This is a genomic window from Streptomyces coelicoflavus (assembly GCF_003112555.1).
Classification (GTDB): Bacteria; Actinomycetota; Actinomycetes; order Streptomycetales; family Streptomycetaceae; genus Streptomyces; species Streptomyces coelicoflavus.
The window spans coordinates 431,265-453,270 of record NZ_BEWB01000004.1 but is presented as its reverse complement, the minus strand read 5'-3'; the positions used below and the strand labels follow the sequence as shown (position 1 = coordinate 453,270).

General features: G+C 73.8%; 17 protein-coding genes. 6 read left to right on the top strand and 11 right to left on the bottom strand.

Going from position 1 to position 22,006, the window contains the following annotated elements:
- Positions 1 to 100: 100 nt before the first annotated feature.
- Entirely contained in the window at positions 101 to 967 is an 867-nt protein-coding gene (locus Sco07f_RS10345) for a phosphotransferase enzyme family protein (RefSeq protein ID WP_108987633.1), read from the top strand.
- Between the two features lie 46 nt (positions 968 to 1,013).
- Here the strand turns inward: Sco07f_RS10345 and Sco07f_RS10340 are convergent, their stop codons facing one another.
- Positions 1,014 to 1,748: a 3'-5' exonuclease gene (locus tag Sco07f_RS10340; protein ID WP_054102346.1), complete on the bottom strand. Its 735-nt coding sequence runs from the start codon at positions 1,746 to 1,748 to the stop codon at positions 1,014 to 1,016.
- Positions 1,749 to 1,876: 128 nt separating this feature from the next.
- The gene (locus Sco07f_RS10335) at positions 1,877 to 3,124 is read right to left on the bottom strand and encodes a DUF5919 domain-containing protein (RefSeq protein ID WP_007445384.1); all 1,248 of its coding nucleotides are present in this window, start codon (positions 3,122 to 3,124) and stop codon (positions 1,877 to 1,879) included.
- 365 nt (positions 3,125 to 3,489) lie between these two features.
- On the opposite strand from Sco07f_RS10335, the gene glgX reads away from it, so the two are divergent.
- The gene (glgX, locus tag Sco07f_RS10330) at positions 3,490 to 5,598 is read left to right on the top strand and encodes a glycogen debranching protein GlgX (protein WP_087792810.1); all 2,109 of its coding nucleotides are present in this window, start codon (positions 3,490 to 3,492) and stop codon (positions 5,596 to 5,598) included.
- Positions 5,599 to 5,682: 84 nt separating this feature from the next.
- Positions 5,683 to 8,148, top strand: coding sequence for a malto-oligosyltrehalose synthase (treY, locus tag Sco07f_RS10325; RefSeq protein WP_108987632.1), 2,466 nt, complete (start codon positions 5,683 to 5,685; stop codon positions 8,146 to 8,148).
- Positions 8,149 to 8,226: 78 nt separating this feature from the next.
- Here the strand turns inward: treY and Sco07f_RS10320 are convergent, their stop codons facing one another.
- The 3 genes from Sco07f_RS10320 to Sco07f_RS39735 all read right to left on the bottom strand — a co-directional run bounded on the left by Sco07f_RS10320 (position 8,227) and on the right by Sco07f_RS39735 (position 10,420).
- Positions 8,227 to 9,552, bottom strand: coding sequence for a M14 family zinc carboxypeptidase (locus Sco07f_RS10320; protein WP_108987631.1), 1,326 nt, complete (start codon positions 9,550 to 9,552; stop codon positions 8,227 to 8,229).
- A 142-nt stretch (positions 9,553 to 9,694) separates the two neighbouring features.
- The gene (locus Sco07f_RS10315; RefSeq protein ID WP_007445381.1) at positions 9,695 to 10,246 is read right to left on the bottom strand and encodes an FHA domain-containing protein; all 552 of its coding nucleotides are present in this window, start codon (positions 10,244 to 10,246) and stop codon (positions 9,695 to 9,697) included.
- Between the two features lie 15 nt (positions 10,247 to 10,261).
- On the bottom strand, positions 10,262 to 10,420 hold the full coding sequence (locus Sco07f_RS39735; RefSeq protein WP_159106938.1) for a hypothetical protein: 159 nt from the start codon (positions 10,418 to 10,420) through the stop codon (positions 10,262 to 10,264).
- Positions 10,421 to 10,758: 338 nt separating this feature from the next.
- Here Sco07f_RS39735 and treZ point away from each other — a divergent pair, with 338 nt between their 5' ends.
- On the top strand, positions 10,759 to 12,504 hold the full coding sequence (gene treZ / locus Sco07f_RS10310; protein WP_108987630.1) for a malto-oligosyltrehalose trehalohydrolase: 1,746 nt from the start codon (positions 10,759 to 10,761) through the stop codon (positions 12,502 to 12,504).
- Positions 12,505 to 12,520: 16 nt separating this feature from the next.
- Here treZ and Sco07f_RS10305 read toward each other — a convergent pair whose 3' ends face one another.
- Positions 12,521 to 13,465 (bottom strand): aminoglycoside phosphotransferase family protein, encoded by a 945-nt coding sequence (locus Sco07f_RS10305; protein WP_108987629.1) that lies wholly within the window; start codon positions 13,463 to 13,465, stop codon positions 12,521 to 12,523.
- A gap of 54 nt (positions 13,466 to 13,519) precedes the next feature.
- Entirely contained in the window at positions 13,520 to 14,650 is a 1,131-nt protein-coding gene (locus Sco07f_RS10300; RefSeq protein ID WP_108987628.1) for an aminopeptidase P family protein, read from the bottom strand.
- Between the two features lie 183 nt (positions 14,651 to 14,833).
- Here Sco07f_RS10300 and Sco07f_RS10295 point away from each other — a divergent pair, with 183 nt between their 5' ends.
- On the top strand, positions 14,834 to 15,589 hold the full coding sequence (locus Sco07f_RS10295; RefSeq protein WP_108987627.1) for a metallophosphoesterase: 756 nt from the start codon (positions 14,834 to 14,836) through the stop codon (positions 15,587 to 15,589).
- An 8-nt stretch (positions 15,590 to 15,597) separates the two neighbouring features.
- Here Sco07f_RS10295 and Sco07f_RS10290 read toward each other — a convergent pair whose 3' ends face one another.
- The 4 genes from Sco07f_RS10290 to Sco07f_RS10275 all read right to left on the bottom strand — a co-directional run bounded on the left by Sco07f_RS10290 (position 15,598) and on the right by Sco07f_RS10275 (position 20,534).
- Positions 15,598 to 16,179, bottom strand: coding sequence for a PDZ domain-containing protein (locus Sco07f_RS10290; protein WP_167468061.1), 582 nt, complete (start codon positions 16,177 to 16,179; stop codon positions 15,598 to 15,600).
- 75 nt (positions 16,180 to 16,254) lie between these two features.
- Positions 16,255 to 18,465, bottom strand: a complete 2,211-nt coding sequence (gene cyc2 / locus Sco07f_RS10285; RefSeq protein ID WP_108987625.1) for a germacradienol/geosmin synthase Cyc2 — start codon at positions 18,463 to 18,465, stop codon at positions 16,255 to 16,257.
- A gap of 140 nt (positions 18,466 to 18,605) precedes the next feature.
- Positions 18,606 to 19,823 (bottom strand): damage-control phosphatase ARMT1 family protein, encoded by a 1,218-nt coding sequence (locus Sco07f_RS10280; RefSeq protein WP_108987624.1) that lies wholly within the window; start codon positions 19,821 to 19,823, stop codon positions 18,606 to 18,608.
- Positions 19,824 to 19,886: 63 nt separating this feature from the next.
- Positions 19,887 to 20,534, bottom strand: coding sequence for a ScbR family autoregulator-binding transcription factor (locus Sco07f_RS10275; RefSeq protein WP_007445376.1), 648 nt, complete (start codon positions 20,532 to 20,534; stop codon positions 19,887 to 19,889).
- 320 nt (positions 20,535 to 20,854) lie between these two features.
- Here Sco07f_RS10275 and Sco07f_RS10270 point away from each other — a divergent pair, with 320 nt between their 5' ends.
- Positions 20,855 to 21,868 (top strand): substrate-binding domain-containing protein, encoded by a 1,014-nt coding sequence (locus Sco07f_RS10270; protein WP_108987623.1) that lies wholly within the window; start codon positions 20,855 to 20,857, stop codon positions 21,866 to 21,868.
- Positions 21,869 to 22,006 lie beyond the last annotated feature (138 nt).

Below are 22,006 nucleotides of genomic sequence, written 5' to 3'. Positions count from 1 at the left end.
CACGCTCCCACCTGTGCGAATGCGACACTGACCGACGGACGGCGGGAACACCGCGACCGGCGGGACACAGAGCACACCGAGGGCACGGAGGCGCGAGACGATGGACGAGGCACGGGCGCGGGAGGTGCTGGCCGCGGCGGACGTGCTGCCCGGGCCGGCGCGGGAGGCGCGGCTGCTGGCCCTCGGCGAGAACGCGGTGTTCGCCGCCGGCGGCCTGGCGGTCAAGGTGGGCCGCGACGCCGAACTCCTCGCACGGGCGCGCCGGGAACTGGCCGTCGCGCTCTGGCTGGAGGAGGCGGGCGTGCCGGCGGTGCGGGCGGCCGAGCCGACGGCGCTGATCGTCGACGGGCACCCGGTGACCGTGTGGCGGCGGCTGCCCGACCCCGTGCGGCCCACCGAGCCCCGGGACGTGGCCGCGCTGCTCCGGCTGGTCCACGAGCTGCCCCTCCCCTCCTCCTTCGAGCTGCCGCCCCGCGAACTGCTGGGCGGTGTGGAACGCTGGCTGCGCCTGGCGGGCGACGTGATCGACCCGGCGGACGCCGCGTATCTGCGCGAGCGCCGGGACGGCTTCGCGTCGGCCGCCGCCGCGCTCACCCCGCGGCTGACGCCGGGACCCATCCACGGGGACGCACTGCCCCGCAACGTGCACGTCGGTCCCGACGGGCCGGTCCTGATCGACCTGGAGACCTTCTCCGCCGACCTGCGCGAGCACGACCTCGTGGTGATGGCGCTGAGCCGGGACCGCTACGGGCTGCCCGCCGAGGCGTACGACGCCTTCACCGCGACCTACGGCTGGGACGTGCGCGAGTGGGACGGCTGTGCGGTCCTGCGCGGCGCCCGGGAGACCGCGAGCTGTGCCTGGGTGGCCCAGCACGCGCCGAGCAACCCGAAGGCGCTGGCCGAGTTCGAACGCAGGGTGGCGTCGCTGCGGAACGAGGACCCCGGAGTCCGCTGGTACCCCTTCTGACCCGTGGGTGTGCGCGTCTGACCCGTGGGTGTGTGCGGGGCCGGGGTCACACCCGCTGGTCGGCGGGCTCCTCGGCCGGCTCGCGCAGCGGCCAGGTCCCGTCGACGACGGCCGTGGCATCGCCCTTGCGGCGCAGGAAGCTCTGGAAGTCCGCCGCCCACTCGGCGTACCACTCGATCTGGCGGCGGTGCAGGTCCGCCGGGCCGAGGGCCGCGACCTTGGGGTGGCGGCCGGCTATCGCGCGGGCCAGCCGGGCGGCGGCGAGGGCGTCGGCCGTGGCGTCGTGGGCGGCGTCGAGCGGGACGCCGTACTCCCGGCAGACCGCTTCCAGGTTGCGCTTGCCCCGGCGGTAGCGGTCGACGGAACGGTCGATGGTGTACGGGTCGATGACGGGGGCGGGGTCCAGGCCGCCCAGGCGCTCGCGCAGGGACGGCAGTCCGTGGCGCCGCAGTTCGGCGGAGAGCAGGGTGAGGTCGAAGGCCGCGTTGTACGCGACGACCGGGACGCCGGCCTTCCAGTGGTCCGTGAGGACGCCGGCGATGGCGTCCGCGACCTGGTCGGCGGGGCGGCCCTCACTGGCCGCGCGTTCGTTGCTGATGCCGTGGACCGCCACCGCGTCCGCCGGGATCTCCACGCCGGGGTCGGCCAGCCACTCCCGGCGGCCGAGCGGCTCCGAGTCCCTGACCTCTATCACGGCCCCCGTGACGATGCGCGCCTCGCGCGGATCGGTGCCCGTCGTCTCCAGGTCGAAGCCGATCAGCAGCTCCCGGTGCCAGCCCATGGGCGGTCCCCCTTCTTGGTGGTGCGTTCCCCCAGTGGTCTCCACCTTCGCACGGGCCACTGACAATCAGAGGACCGCATTCCGCTTGTGCCCGCCCGGCCCCGTGTCGGCCCCGGAACGGACGGCGTTCACGACACCGGGCGCGAATCCGCCCACATCAGCTCGAACTCCTCGCGATAGGTGGGGAAGAGTCCGCCTTCGTCCAGCCGGTCCGACTTCACCACCTTTCCGCCGTTGCGTCCGTTGCGCAGGACGAGGACCGGCGCCTCCATGCCCCGGGTGCGGCGCAGGTAGGACTGCACGACCGCGACGCCGTCGGCGCCGTCCCCGTCGACGAGGTAGGCCGTGAAGCGGGGTGTCTCGTCGAAGACCTGGATCTCGAAGGCGCCCGGGTCCCGCAGCCGTGCCCGCACCCGGCGCATGTGCAGGATGTTCATCTCCACGGCGCGGCTCAGCTCGCCCCGCTTGATGCCCAGTTCGCGCTCGCGGCGCTTGATGGCGCTGGAGGCCGGGTTCAGGAAGAGCAGCCGCACCCGGCCGCCTGCCTCGGCCATCCGCAGCAGGCGGCGGCCGGAGAAGTTCTGCACGAGCAGGTTGAGGCCGATGCCGAGGGCGTCCACGCGGCGCGCGCTGCCGAACAGGTCCTCGGCCGGGAACTGGCGCAGCAGCCGCACCCGGTCCGAGTGCACGGCGACCACGTCGGCGTAGCGGTCCCCGACCAGGTCCTCCACCGCGTCCACCGGGAGCCGGCGCGCGGACGGCACGTCGCTGCCCGCGCCGAGCACCTCGAGCAGTCGCGCGGAGGCCCGTTCGGCCTGGTTCAGGACCGCCTCGGACAGGGCCCGGTTGCGGGAGACGACGTTGCGGGTGACCTCCAGCTCGTCCAGGGCCAGTTCGACGTCGCGGCGCTCGTCCACGTAGGGCTCGAAGCAGGGCCAGTGCTGCACCATCAGCTCGCGCAGCTGGGGCAGGGTGAGGAAGCTGAGGACGTTGTCGTCGGCCGGGTCGAGGAGATAGCCCTTGCGGCGGCTGACCTCGCGCACCGCGACCGCGCGCTGCACCCACTCCTGGCCGGCGGGTCCGGCGGCGGCGACCACCCAGTCGTCGCCGTGCACCGGTTCGTAGACCGGCCGCAGGACGGCGGCCACCACCGCGCGCAGCCGCTGCTCGACGAGGTTCAGCCAGATGTAGGCCCGGCCCGCCCGCTGGGCGCGGGTGCGCACCTCGTGCCAGGCGTCGGAGTCCCAGTCCAGCTCCGGACCGATCGCGCCCGCGCTCATCGGCCGCGCCAGGGACACCGCACCGGGCGGGACGTCCGCGGAGTCCCCCTGATGACCCTCGTCACCAGGCGGCAGCTCCAGCCCTCCCGAGCCCACCCGAGTACCGCCTTCCGCTCCCCCGGTCACTGCCGGGGACACCCCGTCCCAACGATCAAGGAAGGGTACTCCGCCAGCGGTCCGCGGTGCAGCCCGATGGACGGGCCGGTTTTCACCAACCTCCTTGATCCACAGGCGTGTTCCTCCGGCGCTCACACCGGGGAGTGAGCGGATTCATAGCGGTGACGTGGCCGGGTGCCGGAACGGCGGCTCCGCGCCCGCCATGGGAGCGGACCGAGGGAACGCCTCCCGGGTGGGTAGGAGGACGTACGTGCTAGGTGGTCGCCTCACTTTCGGGGAGACTTCCGGGGGACTCGGAGCCAAGGCGTCCGCACCGGCGCCCCACACCTGAAAGAGTCGTGTTCATGCAGGTCTGGCCTGGAGAGGCGTATCCACTGGGTGCCACGTACGACGGCGCCGGCACCAACTTCGCGGTCTTCACGGAGGCCGCCGACCGAGTAGAGCTGTGTCTGCTGCACGACGACGGCTCGGAGACGGCGATCGAGCTGCGGGAGAGCGACGCGTTCGTGCGGCACGCGTACGTGCCGGGCGTGATGCCGGGCCAGCGGTACGGGTACCGCGTGCACGGCCCGTACGCCCCGGAGCGCGGGCTGCGCTGCAACAGCGCCAAGCTGCTCCTCGATCCGTACGCGCGTGCGATCAGCGGGGAGGTCCAGTGGGGCGAGGAGGTGTACGGCTACCACTTCGGCGCACCCGAACGGCGCAACGACCTCGACTCGGCCCCGCACACCATGACGTCGGTCGTGGTCAACCCGTACTTCGACTGGGGCGACGACCGCCGTCCTCGTACGGAGTACCACCACACGGTGATCTACGAGGCCCATGTGAAGGGTCTGACCATGCGGCACCCGGGCCTGCCCGAAGAGCTGCGGGGCACCTACGCGGCCCTCGCGCACCCGGCGCTCATCGAGCACCTCACGGGACTCGGGGTGACCGCGCTGGAGCTGATGCCGGTGCATCAGTTCGTCAACGACCACCGGCTGGTGGACATGGGCCTCAACAACTACTGGGGCTACAACACGGTCGGGTTCTTCGCCCCGCACAACGCCTACGCCTCGTGGGGCGACCGCGGCCAGCAGGTGCTGGAGTTCAAGTCGGCGGTCAAGGCGCTGCACGAGGCCGGGATCGAGGTCATCCTCGACGTCGTCTACAACCACACGGCCGAGGGCAACCACCTGGGCCCGACGCTCTCCTTCAAGGGCCTCGACAACCCCTCGTACTACCGGCTGGCCGACGATCCCCGTTACTACATGGACACCACGGGCACCGGGAACTCCCTGCTCATGCGGTCCCCGCACGTCCTACAGATGATCATGGACTCGCTGCGGTACTGGGTCACCGAGATGCACGTCGACGGCTTCCGTTTCGACCTCGCGGCCACCCTGGCCCGGCAGTTCCACGAGGTGGACCGGCTCTCGTCGTTCTTCGACCTGGTGCAGCAGGACCCGGTGGTCTCGCAGGTGAAGCTGATCGCCGAGCCGTGGGACGTGGGCGAGGGCGGCTACCAGGTGGGCAACTTCCCGCCGCTGTGGACCGAGTGGAACGGCAAGTACCGGGACACGGTGCGGGACCTGTGGCGCGGGGAGCCGCGCACGCTGGCGGAGTTCGCCTCCCGGCTGACCGGTTCGTCCGACCTCTACCAGGACGACGGGCGCCGCCCGCTGGCCTCGATCAACTTCGTGACCTGCCACGACGGCTTCACCCTGCACGACATGGTGGCCTACAACGACAAGCACAACCACGCCAACGGCGAGGACAACCGGGACGGCGAGAGCCACAACCGCTCCTGGAACTGCGGCGTCGAGGGCGACACCGACGACCCGGCGGTGCGGGAGCTGCGGGCCCGGCAGATGCGCAACTTCACCGCCACCCTGCTGCTCTCCCAGGGCGTCCCGATGATCAGCCACGGCGACGAGTTCGCCCGCACCCAGCGGGGCAACAACAACGCCTACTGCCAGGACAACGAACTGGCATGGGTGGCCTGGCCCGAGAACGGCCACGACCTCCTGGAGTTCACCCGCGCGATGGTGTGGCTGCGCAAGGACCACCCGGTCCTCCGCAGGCGCCGCTTCTTCCACGGGCGTCCCGTGCAGGGCACGCACGACGAGCTGTCGGACATCGCCTGGTTCACCCCGGAGGGCGCCGAGATGACCCAGCGGGACTGGAACTCGGCGCGAGCCTCCGCGCTCACGGTGTTCCTGAACGGCAACGCGATCTCCGAGCCCGGCCCCCGCGGGGAACGCATCGCCGACGATTCGTTCCTGCTGATGTTCAACGCCTCGCCGAAGCCGCTCGACTTCGTGGTGCCGGTCGACCACGGCCGGCAGTGGGAGGTGGTCGTCGACACCGCGCTGACGGAGGGGGTGCCCGCGGGCACCGGTCCGAAGGTGCAGGCCGGGGACCGGCTGACCCTGCTGGACCGCAGCCTGACGGTGCTCCAGCGACCCGTGTAGGGACCCTGCCCCGGTCCGGCCCCCCTGCACCCGTGCAGGGGGGCCGGTGACAGGAAAGGCATCGGGGCGGGTACGTAGGTTTCCATGACACCTGAGCGACCCGACCCGGTGCCGTCCCCGGCCTCCCCCGCCTCCCCCGCCTCCGCCGCCTCCGCCGTCTCTCCCGCCTCCGCCGTCTCTCCTTCTTCCCCCGTCCCCTCGGCCACCTACCGGCTCCAGCTCCAGCCGGACTTCCCGTTCGGGGCCGCGGCGGCGGCCGTGCCGTCTCTGGCCTCGCTCGGCGTGTCGCACCTGCACCTGTCCCCCGTCCTGGAGGCGGTCCCCGGCTCGCGGCACGGATACGACGTCGTCGACCACGCGCGCGTGCGCGCCGAACTGGGCGGCGAGGAGGGGCTGCGCGCGTTGTCGCGCACCGCGCGGGAGCACGGTCTGGGCCTGGTGCTGGACATCGTGCCCAACCACATGGCGATGTCGCCGCGCCACAACCACGCCCTGTGGGAGGTGCTGCGCGAGGGGCCCGGGTCGCCGTACGCGCGGTGGTTCGACATCGACTGGCGGGCGCAGGGCGGCCGGCTGCTGCTGCCGGTGCTGGGCGCCCCGGTCGGCGAGGTGCTGGACGACCTCCGGGTCGACGGGGACGTACTGCGCTACCACGAGCACGCCTTCCCGCTGCGGGAGGGCACCGCGGGCCTGCCGCTGCCGCGGCTCCTCGACGCGCAGTGGTACCGCCCGGTGTGGTGGCGGCTGGCCCGCACCGAGCTGAACTACCGGCGCTTCTTCAGCATCTCGGAGCTGATCGGCGTCCGCGTGGAGGACCCGGAGGTGTTCGACGCCACCCACGGCACGGTCCTGCGGCTGCTGCGCGAGGGCGTGGTCGACGGCCTGCGCGTCGACCACCCCGACGGCCTGGCCGACCCCGACGGGTACCTGGAGCGGCTGCACGAGGCCAGTGGTGGCCGGTGGACGGTGGTGGAGAAGATCCTCGCGGACGGTGAGCGGCTGCCCGCCGCCTGGCCCGTCGCCGGCACCACGGGGTACGACGCTCTGCGGCACGTCGACGGGCTGTTCACGGACCCCGAGGGGTACGGGGGACTGCTCGAGCGGTACCGCGGGTTCGCCGCCCCCCGGGCGGACCGGGGCGGGGACTGGGCGGCGACGGTGCGGTGCGCGGCGTACGAGGTGCTCGGGCACGAGCTGGCCGCCGAGCTGGACCGGCTGACCCGGGTGGCGCACCGCCTGTGCGTGGACGCGCCGGAACCCGCCCTGCGCGACCGGGCGCCCTGGGCGCTGCGCACGGCGCTGCGGGAACTGCTGGTCCGTATGGAGGTGTACCGGCCGTACGCGTCGGTGGACCCGGCGACGGTCGTCACCGAGGAGGCGGCGGCCGAGGCGCGGCTCGCATTCGCGGTGCCCGAGGAGGCCGGGGCGGTGGACGTCGTACGGGACCTGGTGCTGGGGCGGTACGGGGACGGTCCCGGTCCCGTGGAGTTCCGGACCCGGTTCGCGCAGACCGCGTCGGCGCTGCGGGCCAAGTCCGTCGAGGACACGGCCTTCTACCGCTACGTGCCGCTGCTGTCGGCCACCGAGGTGGGCGGCGACCCCGGCCGTCCGGCCGTGTCCCCGGAGGAGTTCCACGGGTACTGCGCGCGCGTGCAGCGCGACTGGCCCGCGACGGGCACGGTGGTCTCGACCCACGACACCAAGCGGAGCGCGGACGTCCGCGCCGCGCTCGCGGTGCTCACCGAGTGCCCCGAGCGGTGGGCGTACGTCCTGGCGGAGGTCGCCCGTGCGGGCGGGGGCCTGCCGGACGGCCAGGCGGCGTGGGCGGCGTGGCAGACGGTGTTCGGGCTGGGCCCGGCGGACGAGGAGCGCGTGCGGGAGGCGCTGCTGAAGCATGTGCGCGAGGCGGGCGTGCACACCAGCTGGACGGAGCCGGACCCCTCCTACGAGGAGGCGGTGGCCCGGTTCGTGGCGTCGGGGCCGTGCGGCGCGCCGGGCGCCCGGGTGGCCGCCCTCCGCAAAGCGCTCGAGCCGCACATCCGGGCCAACGTCCTCGGCACGGCGCTGGTCCATCTGACGATGCCGGGCGTGCCGGACCTCTACCAGGGCACCGAGCACGAGTACCTGGCGCTGGTGGACCCGGACAACCGCCGCGCGGTGGACTTCCCGGCCGCCGGGGCCGGGCACGGAGAAGCCGGGGAGAAGGCGGCGGTGACACGGGCGGCGCTGGCGCTGCGGGCTCGGCGGCCCGGCACGTTCGGTGACGCCGCGACGTACGAACCGCTGCCCGCCGAAGGCCCGGCGGCGGCGCACTGCGTGGCGTTCGCCCGCTCCGGCGGGGCCGTGACGGCCGTGACCCGGCTGTCGCTGCGGCTGGCCGAGGCGGGAGGCTGGCGCGGCACGACGCTGCCGCTGCCACCCGGCCGGTGGGCCGACACGCTGGCGCCGGGGCGGCACTTCACGGGGCACGCGCGCGTGGCGGACCTCTTCGCGGACACGCCGGTGGCACTGCTGGAGCGCGTGGAGGAAACGGAGGAGCACGGCGGCTGAGGACCGCCGGGGACGGAGACGGGCGGGCGGGCCCGGACGGAGTTCGGGGTGGGTCGGGGTGGGTCGGGGTCGCGGGGGTCAGTCGCGGTGCATCGGGACCGCGGCCTCGGGCCCCCGGCCGGGGTCGCCCGTGCGGGAGCCCGCGGCGGAGCGCCGGCCGGCCAGTTCGAACGCGGCGAGCACGACCCGTGTCTGGTACTCCACCTGCCGCCCGACCGGTATCCAGTGCGCCGCGCAGCCGTCGCGGTAGTCGGCGCAGCCCTCGTCGACGAGCCGGTCCAGTTCGGGCAGGACGCCCGCCGGATCGCCCCCGGTGCGGGTGACCAGCTGGTGCAGCAGCCCCGCGGTCCGCAGGGACAGGCGCCGTCCGGCCAGCCGCAGCGCGGCGAGGTGGGACGTGTTCATCGGCGGCAGCGAGCGGCCCGTCCCGTCGTCGGTGTCGGGGTCCCAGGCGTCGGCGAGCCGGGGACAGACCAGCAGGTAGTCGTCGACCGGCGCGAGCAGGTGGGCCGCCTCCGGCACCGTGGCGAGGTGGGGCCGCAGGCGGGCGAGGACGCGGTGCAGGCGCCGGGTGTCGTGGCGCAGGGTGCGGCTCACGGCGCGCAGCACGGCGTCTCGGTCGGCCGGGGGCGAGCCGTCCGACACGGCCGCCACCCCCCACATGGGTGCCTCGACGACCGCGGTGACGGTGCCGTAGCGGCGCGGGTGGCACCACGTCGAGTCGACGGCGGCCTCGGTGATGGCGGCGGTGAAGTCGCCGCGGCGGGGCGGTGGGATGCGGTAGACGGCGGGGCCGAGGTCGGGCCAGTACAGGGTGTCGTAGGCGCCGAGTTCACGGGGTACGCCGAGCCGGGCGGCGGTGTGGGAGACGCGCTGGGCGAGGCCCGGCAGGTCGTGGGTCAGCTCGACGAAGCCGCCGCCGACGTCCACGCCGTGCAGGGAGCACTGGAGGAAGGGCCGCAGTTCCTCCTGGAGTGCGAGCAGGGTGCGGGTCTCCGGCAGCGTGGCGCGGTCCGGGCCGTCGGGCAGCCACTCGGGCTGTTCCAGGAAGCCGGGCCGGAAGAAGTTCCGCGCGTAGCGGCCGAGGGTGTAGGGGCCGGTCAGCCAGCCCTCGTTGCGGCGCAGTCCGTCGGGGTCGACGCACAGCAGCAGGTTCCAGGTGGCGTCGGCGCCCTCGGTGAGCCGGGGGTCGGCCACGGCCCGCTCGGCCAGCCGCAGGGTGGTGGCGCCGCCCACCGGTTCGTTCGCGTGCGGTCCGGCGACGACGAGGACCTGACGGCTGCCGTGGCCGACGGAGAGCAGCAGCAGTGGGTGACCCGCGCGGGAGGTGCCGACACGGCGCAAGCGGGCGTGCCGGGGATGCCGGGCGACGAATGCGGCGGCCCGGGCGCCCAGTTCGTCCACGGTCGGGTAGCGCAGGAGGGGCGGCAGAGCACACCTCCACGAAGCGGGCCGTCGGTTCACCTGGTGTGCGTGGTGTACGCACAGTCAGTCACGACTTGGGGGGTACGTCAACACCGCGAAAAGCAAAGAGGATCCGGGCGCGTCAGTTCGCCGCGAGGCGGAAGGCCATCCGGCCGAAGCCGATCTGATCGCCCTCGCGGACGACGGCCGCGCCGATGACCCGACGCCCGTTGACCGTGGTGCCGTTGGTGGAGCCCAGGTCCCGCAGCACCCACATGCCGCCCTGGCGGCTCAGCTCGGCGTGCACCCGGGACACCGTCTCGTGGCTCAGCCGCAGCCCGCTCGCCGGGTCGCGCCCTATGCGCAGGGGGTGGCCGGAGCCGGGGTGGGGCAGCAGCAGCTTGGGCAGCCGCTCGGCCCGCCACGCCCGGCCGAGCCGTGCGCCGAACCCGGACACGGCCTCGACGGTGCCGAACACCATCCGCGACAGCCGGCCCTCGCTGTGCAGGTCGGCGGTGAGCACGGCCAGCTCCTCGAGGCGGCGGGCGGCGAGCGCCAGCTCCATCCGGCGGATGAACGTGTCGTGCGACAGGCGTCCCATGGCGACGCCGTCCCGGAGCACACTCAGCGCCTTGTCGCGCTCCGCGTCCGACACCCGGGCGGGATACGTGTTGAACTCGAAGGACGACGTCACACAGCTGATTGTCGGTCAGCGGGGGCCGGGGTGTCCAGCAGACGGCCCGTCTGCCAGGGCGTACAGCGGGGACACCCGGGCGCCGCGGCGCCGCTTGGCCCCGATCGTGGTCGTGCCCGCGTGCAGGGCGGTCGTGCCGTGGGCGTGGGCGTCCTCGATGGGGAGGTAGTACATGAGGTTGAAGCAGAGGTGGGGGACGCGGTGTTCGCGGTCGTGGGCGGCCGCGCGGAGATCCAGGTGATTGCCGACGCGGGCGGGCGGGTCCTGGTCGCGCCCTCGGCCTCGCCTGGGCGGACATCCCCGCCCTCCGGACCGTCCCGGGCACCGGAGCCCCGTTGCTCCGTACGGCCTGACCCCGGTGCCGGTGCCCGGTTCCGGTGCGGTCCGGTGGCGGACGGCCGGGCCGGGCACCGCGGCGCGCGAGCACCGCCGCACGGAGGGAATCCCCAGCGGAATGATCCACGGTGGAGGACCATGGACGGGTCAGGGCCGCAGACGAAGGGGAACCGTCCGTGCAGTTCGAGGTGTGGGCACCGCAGGCCGGCCGGGTGACGTTGCAGTGCGACGGCGCCACGCGCGCGCTGGAGCGCGATCCGGAACGGCCGGGGTGGTGGAGCGGCGAGGCCCGGGCGCGGGACGGCTCGCGGTACGGCTTCGCGGTGGACGACGGGCCGGTACTGCCGGACCCGCGTTCGCGGCGCCAGCCGGACGGTCCCGACGGGCTGAGCGCGGTCGTCGACCACGGGCGGTACGCGTGGCGTGCCGACTGGGCCGGGCGTCCGCTGCCCGGTGGCGTGCTGTACGAGCTGCACGTGGGGACGTACACGCCCGAGGGGACGCTCGACGCCGCCGCCGCGCGTCTCGACCACCTGGTGCGGCTGGGCGTCACGCACGTCGAGCTGATGCCGCTGTGTCCCTTCCCCGGGCGGCACGGCTGGGGGTACGAGGGGGTCTCGCCGTGGGCGGTGCACGAACCGTACGGCGGGCCCGAGGCGCTGAAACGGTTCGTCGACCGGGCGCACGACCTCGGTCTCGGCGTGGTCCTGGACGTGGTGCACAACCACCTGGGCCCGTCCGGCAACTACCTGCCCGCCTTCGGCCCGTACTTCACCGACACCCACCACACACCGTGGGGCGTGGCCGTCAACCTGGACGCGCCCGGCTCCGACGAGGTGCGGGCGTACCTGGTGGACAGCGCGCTCGCGTGGCTGCGGGACTACCGGATCGACGGGCTGCGCCTGGACGCGGTGCACGCCCTGGTGGACACGCGCGCGTGCCACTTCCTGGAGGAGTTGTCGGCCGCCGTGGACGCCCTGGCGGCCGACCTGGACCGGCCGCTCTTCCTGATCGCCGAGTCCGACCTGAACGACCCTCGGTTCATCACCCCGCGCGCGGAGGGCGGTCTGGGGGTGCACGCGCAGTGGAACGACGACTTCCACCACGCGCTGCACGCCGCGCTGACCGGGGAGTCGCAGGGCTACTACGCCGACTTCGCGCGCGATCCGCTGGCGGCACTCGCCAAGACGCTGACCCGGGGGTACTTCCACGACGGCACCTACTCCGGCTTCCGGGGCCGCTCGCACGGCCGCCCGCTGGACCGCGGCCGGGTCGCCGCGCACCGGCTGACCGGCTACAGCCAGACCCACGACCAGGTCGGCAACCGCGCCCAGGGGGACCGCCTGGCGTCCCTGGTCTCCCCCGGGCTCGCCGCCTGCGCGGCCACGCTGACGCTGACCGCGCCGTTCACGCCGATGCTGTTCATGGGTGAGGAGTGGGCGGCGGGCACTCCGTGGCAGTTCTTCACCGACCACACCGACCCCGAGCTCGCGGAGGCGGTACGGCGCGGCAGGCGGCGGGAGTTCGCCGCGCACGGCTGGCGCGAGGAGGACGTGCCCGACCCGCAGGACCCGGCGACGCGCGAGCGCTCCTGCCTGGACTGGTCGGAGCCGGAGCGGGAGCCCCACGCGCGCGTCCTGGACTGGTACCGGCGGCTGATCGCCCTGCGCGCCGAGCAGCCGGACCTGACTGACCCGGACCTGGCCGACACCAGGGTGGCGTACGACGGCACGGCGCGCTGGCTGGCCTTCCGGCGCGGCGACATCCGGGTGGCCGTCAACCTGGGCACCGAACCGGCGGTGATCCCCCTGGGCAACCGCCCCGCGCGGGTGCTCGCGGCGTGGGAACCGGTGGAGGGCCCGGGGTCGAACGGGATACTGCGTGTGCCGGGCGAGTCGAGCGTGGTGCTGGTGCAGGAGTGAGCCGGGGGCCGGGCCGTCAGGCGGTCTCGTCCCGGCCCTCTTCGCGCAGCTCCGTCACGCGTTCCAGGAGGATCGGTTCCCAGGCGTGCCGCAAGCGGGTCCTGAGCAGGGGCACGGTCGCGGGCAGCGGCCCGCCGGAGTGGCCGCCGAGTGCCTCCGCGAGGTGGACGACCGCGTCGCAGCGGGCCAGCCACAGGCCGCGCAGGCAGGGCCGGGCGCCGTAACCGGCGAGGGTGGCGGCGCGGACCGCGGCCGGTGAGCCGACGGACAGGGCGAGGCCGGCGATGTCCTCGGCCGGGTCGCCGAGTACCGCGTCGCTCCAGCCGAGGACGCCGCGTACCCGGCCGTCGGCGCCGACCACGAGGTGCGACCCGGTGAGCCCGTGGTGGACGAGGACCGCCGCGCCCGGCTGGACGCCGAGCTGGGCCGCCGCCTCCCGGGTGAGCCGCTCCGGACGCGCGGCGTCGAACTCGTCCGCGGCGGCGAGGCGGCGGGTGGCGCGTTCGGCGGACTGCCGCAGGGTCTCCAGGGAGCGCGGGGCCGCCCGCGGCACCCCGAGCGTCTCGGCCTGGCGCAGAGGCACTTCGCGCAGGCCGGTGAGCAGCGCCGCGAGGTCCGCCTCGCCCAGGGCGGACACGTCGTGGTCCTCGCCCGAGCCGCCGGCCACCTTGGCGTCCAGCGTGTAGGCGAGGCCCGGTGCCCACTCGCCGTGCGCCACGCTGGCGGGCACCGCGACCGGGACGTACGGCCGGACCAGTTCGCGCAGGCGCAGTTCGCGGCGTCTGCACACGCTGGTCTCCCGGTCGGGGGCCAGCCGCAGGACGTGCCGGGTGCCGACCCACCACGTGCCGGGTCCGACTCCGTCGGTGACCGGCCGGACGTCGGGTTCCGTGTTCCCGCCCAGCAGGGAGCGGACGAGCCGGCGGACGGTGTCCGCGGTGGGTGTCGGTGCCTGGGTCATCTCGCGCCGTCGTCTTCCGGGTCTGCCGGGGCGTTCGGGGTCCGTCGGTCGCTCTCACTCGACCATGACCATCTCCCGGCTGGTGTCGTTGAACCGCCGGCCACCGTCCTCGGTGACGGTGACGATGTCCTCGATGCGTACCCCGAACCGCCCGGGAAGATAGATGCCGGGCTCGACGGAGAAGCACATGCCGGGCACCAGGGGCCGCTCCTCGCCCTCGATCATGTACGGCGGTTCGTGCGTGGTGACGCCGATGCCGTGTCCGGTGCGGTGGATGAAGTACTCGCCGTATCCGGCGTCCGCGATGACCGCGCGGGCGGCGCGGTCGACGTCCTGGCAGGCGGCGCCCGGCCGCACCGCCCGGAAACCGGCCTCCTGCGCCTCGCGGACCAGGTCGTGCACCCGGCGTTCCTCGTCCGTGGGTTCACCCACGTGGACGGTGCGGGAGGTGTCGGAGCCGTAGCCGTCCTTCAGGCCGCCGAAGTCGAGGACGATCATGTCGCCGACCTCGATGACGCGGTCCCCGACCTCGTGGTGCGGGTTGGCGCCGTTGGGTCCCGAGGCGACGATGGTGAAGTCGACCTGGGAGTGCCCGAACCGGCGCAGCAGGCCGGCGAGGTCGTCGGCCACCTCGGACTCCCGGCGTCCACCGAAGCGGACCTTCCGGATCTCCTCGAAGGCGGCGTCCGCGGCCGCGCCCGCCGCCGCCAGCAGCTCCAGCTCCGCCGTGTCCTTCACGGCACGCAGCATGGGCAGCGCCTCGGTCAGGGAGGCGTACGACGTGTCGGGCAGGGTGCGCTGGAAGGCCAGCAGGTGCATCGCCCAGGCGTTGTCGCTGATGCCGAACCGTCCGGACCCGTCGAGGAGGGCGGCGGTGGCCTCGTAGGGGTCCTTGCCGTCGGTCCAGTCGCGCAGGGTCAGGGCGGGCGCGCCGGCCGCCTTCGCCGCGTCGGGTGCCTCGAGCGTCGGGACGACGAGCACGGGGTCGCGGTCCGGGGCGAGGACGAGCAGGGTGAGCCGCTCGGTGTCCGCCGTCGGCGCGTAGCCGGTGAGCCACACCAGGTCGGGGCCCGGGGCCACAAGCAGCCCGGCCAGGCCGGCATCGGCGGCCGCACGCGCGGCGCGCTCCATGCGGGCCCGGTAGTCGTCGGCGGTGAAGGAAGCGGCGGGCCTGCTGCCGGTCATCCGGGCCTCCCGGGGCACAAGAGTGAAGGGACCACGGGCAGCATCCTGCCCTCAGGACGCCTGCGACGCGAGCCGATTGGCATTGCCCGGCCCGCCCGGCTAATGGTTGGATGCCAGCCAAGCATTAACATCGGGGGCGTCGCGGCCGTCACGCGGTCCGGGCGCCCGGAGGAGGCCGGCACCGTGCTCGTACTCGCCCACATCAGCGATCTGCACCTGGACGGAAGCCCGCGGGCCACGGAGCGCGCCGAGCGGGTGCGCGACCGGCTGTGGCGGCTGCCGGGGCGGGTGGACGCGCTCCTGGTCACCGGGGACATCGCGGACCACGGCACGGAGGCGGAGTACGAGGAGGCGGCCGGCATCCTGGGGCTGCGCGACGGCTCCGCGCCGTTCCCCGTGCTGACCTGCCCGGGCAACCACGACAGCCGCGCCCCCTACCGCAAGGCGCTGCTCGGCCGTCCCGCCGCCGACGGGCCGGTCAACGCCCTGCACGCCTTCGACGGCGGCGCGGTCCTGATGTGCGACTCCAGCGTCCCGGGCAGCGACGAGGGCGAGCTGGACGAGGAGACGTACGGCTGGATCGAGGCGTCGCTCGACGGACTCGACGCCGGCCTTCCGGCCCTGCTCGCCTTCCACCACCCGCCCGTTCCCCTGCACCACCCGCTGCCCGACTCCTACCCGCTGCGCCGCCCCGAGCGCCTGGCCGCGCTGCTGGAACGGAGGCCGGGGGTCGCCGGGCTGATCACCGGTCACGCCCACACCCCCGCCGCCACCGTGTTCGCCGGGCGGCCGCTGGCGGTGGGCCCGGGGGTGACGTGGACGCTGCGGCTGCCCTGGGAGGGCGAGCAGGTCGCGGACCGGGACGCGCCGGTCGGGCTGGCCTACCACGTGCTGGACGACACCGGACGGCTCACGAGCCACTTTCGTACGGTCGCCTGACGGCACGCTCACGTGACGACACCGGGTACGGCGGTCAGCTGCTGGTAGCCGCCGCTCCGGTGGCGCACGGTGAGCTCGACCTCCTCGCCGGGCTCGGCACGGGCCACCGCGCGGGCGAGGTCGGCGGCCGAGTCGACGCGCATCGTGCCGACCGTCAGCAGGACGTCGCCCCGCACCAGGCCCGCCGCGTACCCGGGGCCCGGCACGTGGACGCCCACCACCCGGGCCCCGGGCTTCTCGTCGTCCACGGCCTCCACGCCCAGGGTCGCGCCGGCCGGTGCGGCGGACGGGGACGCCCCGGGCGACGGGTCCGCGGGCGCGGCCCGCGTGCCGCCTCCTGCTCCGTCCGGCCCCGGTGCCCCGGCCTGCTGCCTCATCTCGGCCAGCTTGCTCATGCCGATCACCGTGGCACCCACCGTGCCGAGCCCCACGCCCGCGAGGACGAGGGTGGCCGCGGCCAGCACGCCGAGCAGCAGGGTGACCGGCCGTCGCCGGCGCCCGGCACGGCAGGGTCCGGTCGTGTCGGGTCCGGTGCCGGGCCCGGGGTCCCGGCCGGGCATCGGCTTGGGACGCAACGCTGTCTGTTCCATGGATCGCCTCCGGCAGGTGCTCTACCCGGCGCACCGGCGCGTGACGAGCCACGAAAGAGTGAGACTGAACGCCGGTCAGGGCGTCGGAACGGGGCTGCTCCCCGGCACGGTGACCGGCGCGGGGAACGGCCTGGGCACGGGCGCGGCCGGGATCCGGTCCGGGAGGAAGCCGTGGGTGCGCCCCGCCAGGTACTCGGCCTTGTAGCGCGGGACGCTCCGGTGCCAGTTGAGGATGCCCGCCATCCAGTTCTGGAGGTCGGTGACGTACCCGTGCATGATGGCGCGCGCCTCGTCGGACAGCTGGAAGTCGTCGTAGACCACGGGGAGTTCGTGCGCGACGACGTGCTCGAACTGGCGCATGCGCTGGTTCATCAGGTCCTGCACCACGTTGAGGGCGGCCGGGTAGTCGACGCCGAAGAAGTTCTGCACGACGAGGACCGCGTTGTGGATCTCGCCCTCGTACTGGATCTCCTTCTGGTAGGAGAAGACGTCGTTGAGCAGGCATGCGTAGTCGATCGCCGCGTTCTCCAGGGAGCGGACGGGACCGCTGCGGTAGACCTCGGGCGGCACCGCCGGGCCGTGCCCGGCGCGGCACAGTCCCAGGGTGAGGTCGGAGCCGAAGGTGGCGCGCCGCATCTCCAGGTAGTCCACGGGGTCGGGGACGCGGTTCTGGATCTGGTTGGACAGCTCCCACACCCAGGACTCGGTCATCGTGTCGACGGCCGTCCTCAGCGGGCGCCGCTCCTCGGGCGTCATGCCGGCCGTCGTGCGCGCCCACAGGTCGGCCAGGGAGCGTTCCATGGCGTTGGCGGGCGGGGGGACGGGCTCGCCGTCGAGCGGCATGCAGGCCGACAGGCGGGCGGTGGTCAGCCGGGCGGCGGCGAGGTCCCGGCGGTGGCCGTAGACGAGTGGGTAGTAGTCGTCGCCGTAGGTGCCGAAGGCCAGCCAGCCGGAGGCGAGGTCGAGCTGGTCCTGGGTGGCGTCCGGGTCGAGGCCGGCGGCGCACAGGGGGAGGTCGCAGCTCTCGAGCTTGTCCTCGTCCCAGACGCCCTCGCTGAGGATGCCCATGCTCAGGCACCACTGGGACAGGTGCCGCCGGGCGCCCTCCAGGGCGGGGCTCAGCTCCAGCGGGTAGGGCATGCGGATGTCGGGGATGACGGACGGGCCGACCTCGCGGTAGGGCACGTGGGTGTAGGGGCGGGCCCGCCGGGTGGCCGCCGCGGCGAGCAGCGCGCCGACGTCCGCGGCGGAGGTGCCGGGTCCGGTCAGCGACTCCCAGCCCGCCACCGGACGCTCGCCCTTGTTCATGTAGCGGCTGGAGCGCATGTGCCATTCGTGGCCGCCGGACTGCCAGTCCTGCAAACCCTTCGTGTACGCGGCGATCGCCGCCAGCTCCGGCGGGGTCAGGCCGTTCTCCAGGGCGACGGCGGGCACTTCGGTGAACGCGGTGTGCTCGAACTGGTGCAGCCGGGAGGTGAGGACGTCGTTGACCAGCTCGGCGGCCTCCTGGGTGGTGCAGCCGAAGAAGGTCTCCAGGACCAGCACCCCGTTGCTCAGCTCGCCCTCGTCCTCGACCTCCCGCTGGTAGGAGAACAGGTCGTTGCGCAGGTGCACGGCGTCGGAGAACGTCTCCATGAGCACCCTGAGCGGCCTGGTCCCGGCGACGGCGGCGGGCACCTCGGCGGTCGCGTACTCCACGAGCCCTGCCGACCAGGGGGCGCCGCCGACCTTGCGGCGCATCTCGATGTACTCGACGGGGTTGGCGACGCGCCCCTCGTTGATGTTGGACAGCTCCCACATCGACTCGTTGAGCAGGTGCTCGGTGGCGACGGCGAAGCGGCGGCGCCAGTCGGCCGACATCGCGGGCACCGTGCGGGTCCACAGGTCGGCGAGACCGGCCTCGACCGGGTTCTCCGGCTCGGGCATCCCGGTGGCGTCGTCGAGCGGCATGAACAGCGGGAGCCGGTCCAGGTGGGCCTTGCCCGCGAGGCGGTCCTGGCTGCGCTTGAACTTCTCCAGGAAGTGGTCGTCGAAGAAGAAGACCCACACGTACCAGTCGGTGATGAGGGAGAGCGCCGGCCCGTCGCAGTCGGGGTGGGTGTAGGCGCAGAGCAGTCCGTAGTCGTGGGCGTCGAGGTCGGACTGCTCCCAGACCCCGGAGCCCTCCAGCATGCCCATCTCGCGCGCCCACGTCGTCGAGTGGGCGCGGGCCTCGTCGAGATGCGGGTTGAGCCGCGCGGGATGTGGCAGGTAGAAGTGCGGGAGCTGGAAGGGCTGTTGCGTCATGGCCGGGCACTACCCACGGCCCTCCGGGGGCATCCACCGGGCGGCACATGATCACACCATCGCGTGAATCGGCCCGGAATGCGGGAACTTCTCCCGCAGTACCGCCCTCGGCAGCCCCGCAGTACTCCCGCAGTGCTGCCTCAGCGCCTGACCTGGATCAGCGCGTGCGTTCCGCTCGTCCGCCAGCGCCGTTCACCGCTCTCGTCCAGCGCGGCCACGGTCTTCGCGTCGAGCCCGGTGATCACGTCGGACTTGAGCGTGCGCAGCGCGGCGACCGGGCCGGGGAAGTACGCGGTGACGTCCGCGAAGGAGGTGGTCGGCGGCCACCACCGGTCACCCACCAGGCGCCGGTAGTTCAGGTCGCCCTTGAGGACGGTCACGGTGGCCGAGGCGAAGTCCTCCCGCAGGTCGGCGGGCATGTCCGCGTACGGCAGCGGGGCGCAGGAGAAGGGGTGGGCGCGGACGGTGACGCTGCCGTCGGTGAGCGCGGTCCAGAGCCGCTCGCCGTACGCGGCCGCCGTACCGCCCGCTCCGACGAGCCGTCGCAGGGCGTCGAGCACGTCGGTGGGCGTGGCGTCGGAGACGTAGTACGGATACGGCTTGACGTGCAGGACGGCCCGGTCCACGCGGCCCTCGGCGAGGAGGTGCGAGACGAGGAGCAGGTCGGGGACGAGTTCGCGGCCGGCGTTGTCGGCGACGAGGCACAGGGAGACCGGGTCCTGCCGCGGGGCGCCCGTACCGGGGGCCGGGAGCAGGGACCACAGGGTGTCGCTGTCGTCGGCGACGAGTGGTTCCGTGTCGGTCCCGGTGGCGGCGCCGCGGTCGGAGAGGCGGAAGCCGAGGTCGGCGCGGTTGCCCCAGAGCGAGCCGTGCAGCAGGGCCCGGTTCCGCTCGTCGGCGGGCAGCCCGTCCAGGCCGTCGAGCGCGGCGAGTTCCTCGTCCGTCTCCGGCGCGTCGAGTTCGGCGAGCTTGGCGGGCCGGAACGGGTCGACGCCCTGCCACGGGCCGGGGCCGAAGTAGCCGACGGCGTCGAGGAGGCGGCGGTAGAAGTGGCTCTCGGCCCACAGCCAGGGCACGTCGTACCAGGAGCGGCCGGCGTACGCGTCCATGCCCCAGGCGGCCCAGCGGTCCCGGTCGCGGCCGGTGGGGTCGGCGTCGGCGGGCAGCGGCTCGACCACGCCGTCGGCGCAGCTCGCGAGCAGCGCGTCGAGTGTGTGGCGCCGTTCGGGGTCGAGGGGGAAGGCGTCCCGCACCTGCCGCACGATGGCGGGGTGCCGCTCGGCGAGCACGCCGTGCGGGAAGGATCCGGGTTCGTCGCCGAGGATGACGGGGGCGGGCACGGACGGGGTGTCGGGCATGCACGTCACCGTACCGGCCGGACCGCGCGCCTCCGCGTTCCCGGACGGTTGGGCCGCGGGCGGTCAGGGCGCGCCGGTCTCCCGTTCCAGACGGGACGCGAGGGTGAGGTAGCGGGCGCGCCGGGTCACCGGGACCATGCCCCGGATCAGGATGTACCACATCTGGGCGAGGCGGCGGGGCTGGCGCCCGGCCGGTTCGAGGGTGCCGCTCACCACGCGGGTGCCGACGACGGAGCAGACGAGGGTGTGGGCGACGGAGTCGACGTCGATGTCCGGGTGCACGTCGGACTGCCGCACGGCGTCGAGCAGCCGGGACATGGCGATCTCCCGCCACTCGGTGAAGGGGTGCGGCAGCGGCGGCCGGACCGGCACCCCCGCGGTGGCGAGCCGCAGCCCGGCCCGCAGCACGGGGCCCTCCTCGCAGAGCCTGGCCATGCCGAACGTGAGGCGCATCAGGGCCTCCAGCGAGGAGTAGCCCCGCCCGTCCAGGTCCCTCGCCAGCCGGCGGGAGGTGCGGGACTGTATCTCCATGATGGCGTGGGCGAGGTCTTCCTTCGCCGCGAAGTGGAAGTACAGGGCGCCCTTGGTGACCCCCGCGTGGGTGACGATCTCACTGAGGCTGGTCGACTCGTAGCCGTGACGGTCGAACAGGTCGGCCGCGGCACCGATGATCGTCGCGCGGGTCTGCTCGGCGCGTAGCTGCCTCGCCATCGGCTGAACTCTCCTGGGCTGGAACTCGACAGACCGTGCCGCCTGTCTTTACCCCCTGTACACGATAACTCACTGACTAACTGCCCATCAGATCGGCCTCCGTACCGTCCGGGATTCCGCTTCCGCCCGCTTTCGCCGTCCCGATCATCACGATGCGGCACCGACAACTGGCAACGGTTCGCTGGTCACTTGACTACCAGCCGTCACACACGGTTTGCTCCGGCCAGGCGAGTTCACCCGGTTGGCGCACTGACCCGCGGCTCCGGGCCACCTCGTCCCGTTCCTCCTGCTCGGCCGCACAGCGAGGTGCCCCCGCCCCCATGAGTACAGCTCCCCCGCCCACCCGCTCCCCCGCCCCCCTGCGCACCGCGGCCCTCGCCGCCGCCGTCTGTCTGCTGGCGGCCGGCTGCTCCGCCCTGGGCGGGGACGAGGACGGCCCGGCGGCCGACGCCGCGGGCGGTCCGGGCGGCGACCGGATGAAGATCGTCATGGTCACCCACGGCGGTGAGGGGGACGCCTTCTGGGACCGGGTGCGCAAGGGCGCCGAGGCGGCGGCCGCCAAGGACGGCGTCGAGCTGACCTACGCCGGGGACGCCGACACCGCCGACCAGGCCGACCTGGTGCGGGACGCCGTCCGCGACAAGGCCGACGGCATCGCCGTGACCCTGGCCAAACCGCAGGCGATGAAGGCGGTGGTCGCCGAGGCCAAGGCGGCCGGGATCCCGGTGGTCGGCCTCAACTCCGGCATCGACGCCTGGCGTTCCACGGGGCTCCTGGAGTACTTCGGGCAGGACGAGAGCGTCGCGGGCCGGGCCGTCGGCGACAAGCTGAACGACCTCAGGGCCAAGCACGCCCTGTGCGTCATCCACGAGCGCGGCAACGTGGCCCTGGAGGCCCGCTGCGCCGGGGTGAAGAAGACCTTCGAGGGCGAGACCGAGATGCTCTACGTCGAGGGCACCGACATGAAGGCGGTCGGCGCGGCCGTCACGGCGCGGCTGCGCCAGGACACGAGCATCGACGAAGTCGTCATGAACGGCGCGGCGTTCGCCCTCACCGCGGTCGAGTCGGTCGACGAGGCGGGCAGCAAGGCGCACGTCGCCACCTTCGACCTCGACAACGACCTGGTCGCCGCGGTCAAACGCGGGGACGTCCAGTTCGCGGTGGACCAGCAGCCGTACCTCCAGGGCTACCTCGCCGTCGACGCGCTCTGGCTGTACCGCACCAACGGCAACGTCAGCGGCGGCGGGGTGGCCCCCGTGCTGACCGGCCCGGCGTTCGTGACCCGCACCAACGCCGACTCGGTCGCGGAGTTCGCCGCGGGCGGCACCCGGTGACCGGGGCGACCAGGGGGTGTCGTTCGGATCAGGTCGGCTCCAGGCAGCGGTGCCTTGCTGCCTACCCGAGCGGGGGCTGGTGCGTGCAGCCGCAAGGCGGAGGAGGGCGGCAACGCGACGGGGGTCCCCCCGCGCGAG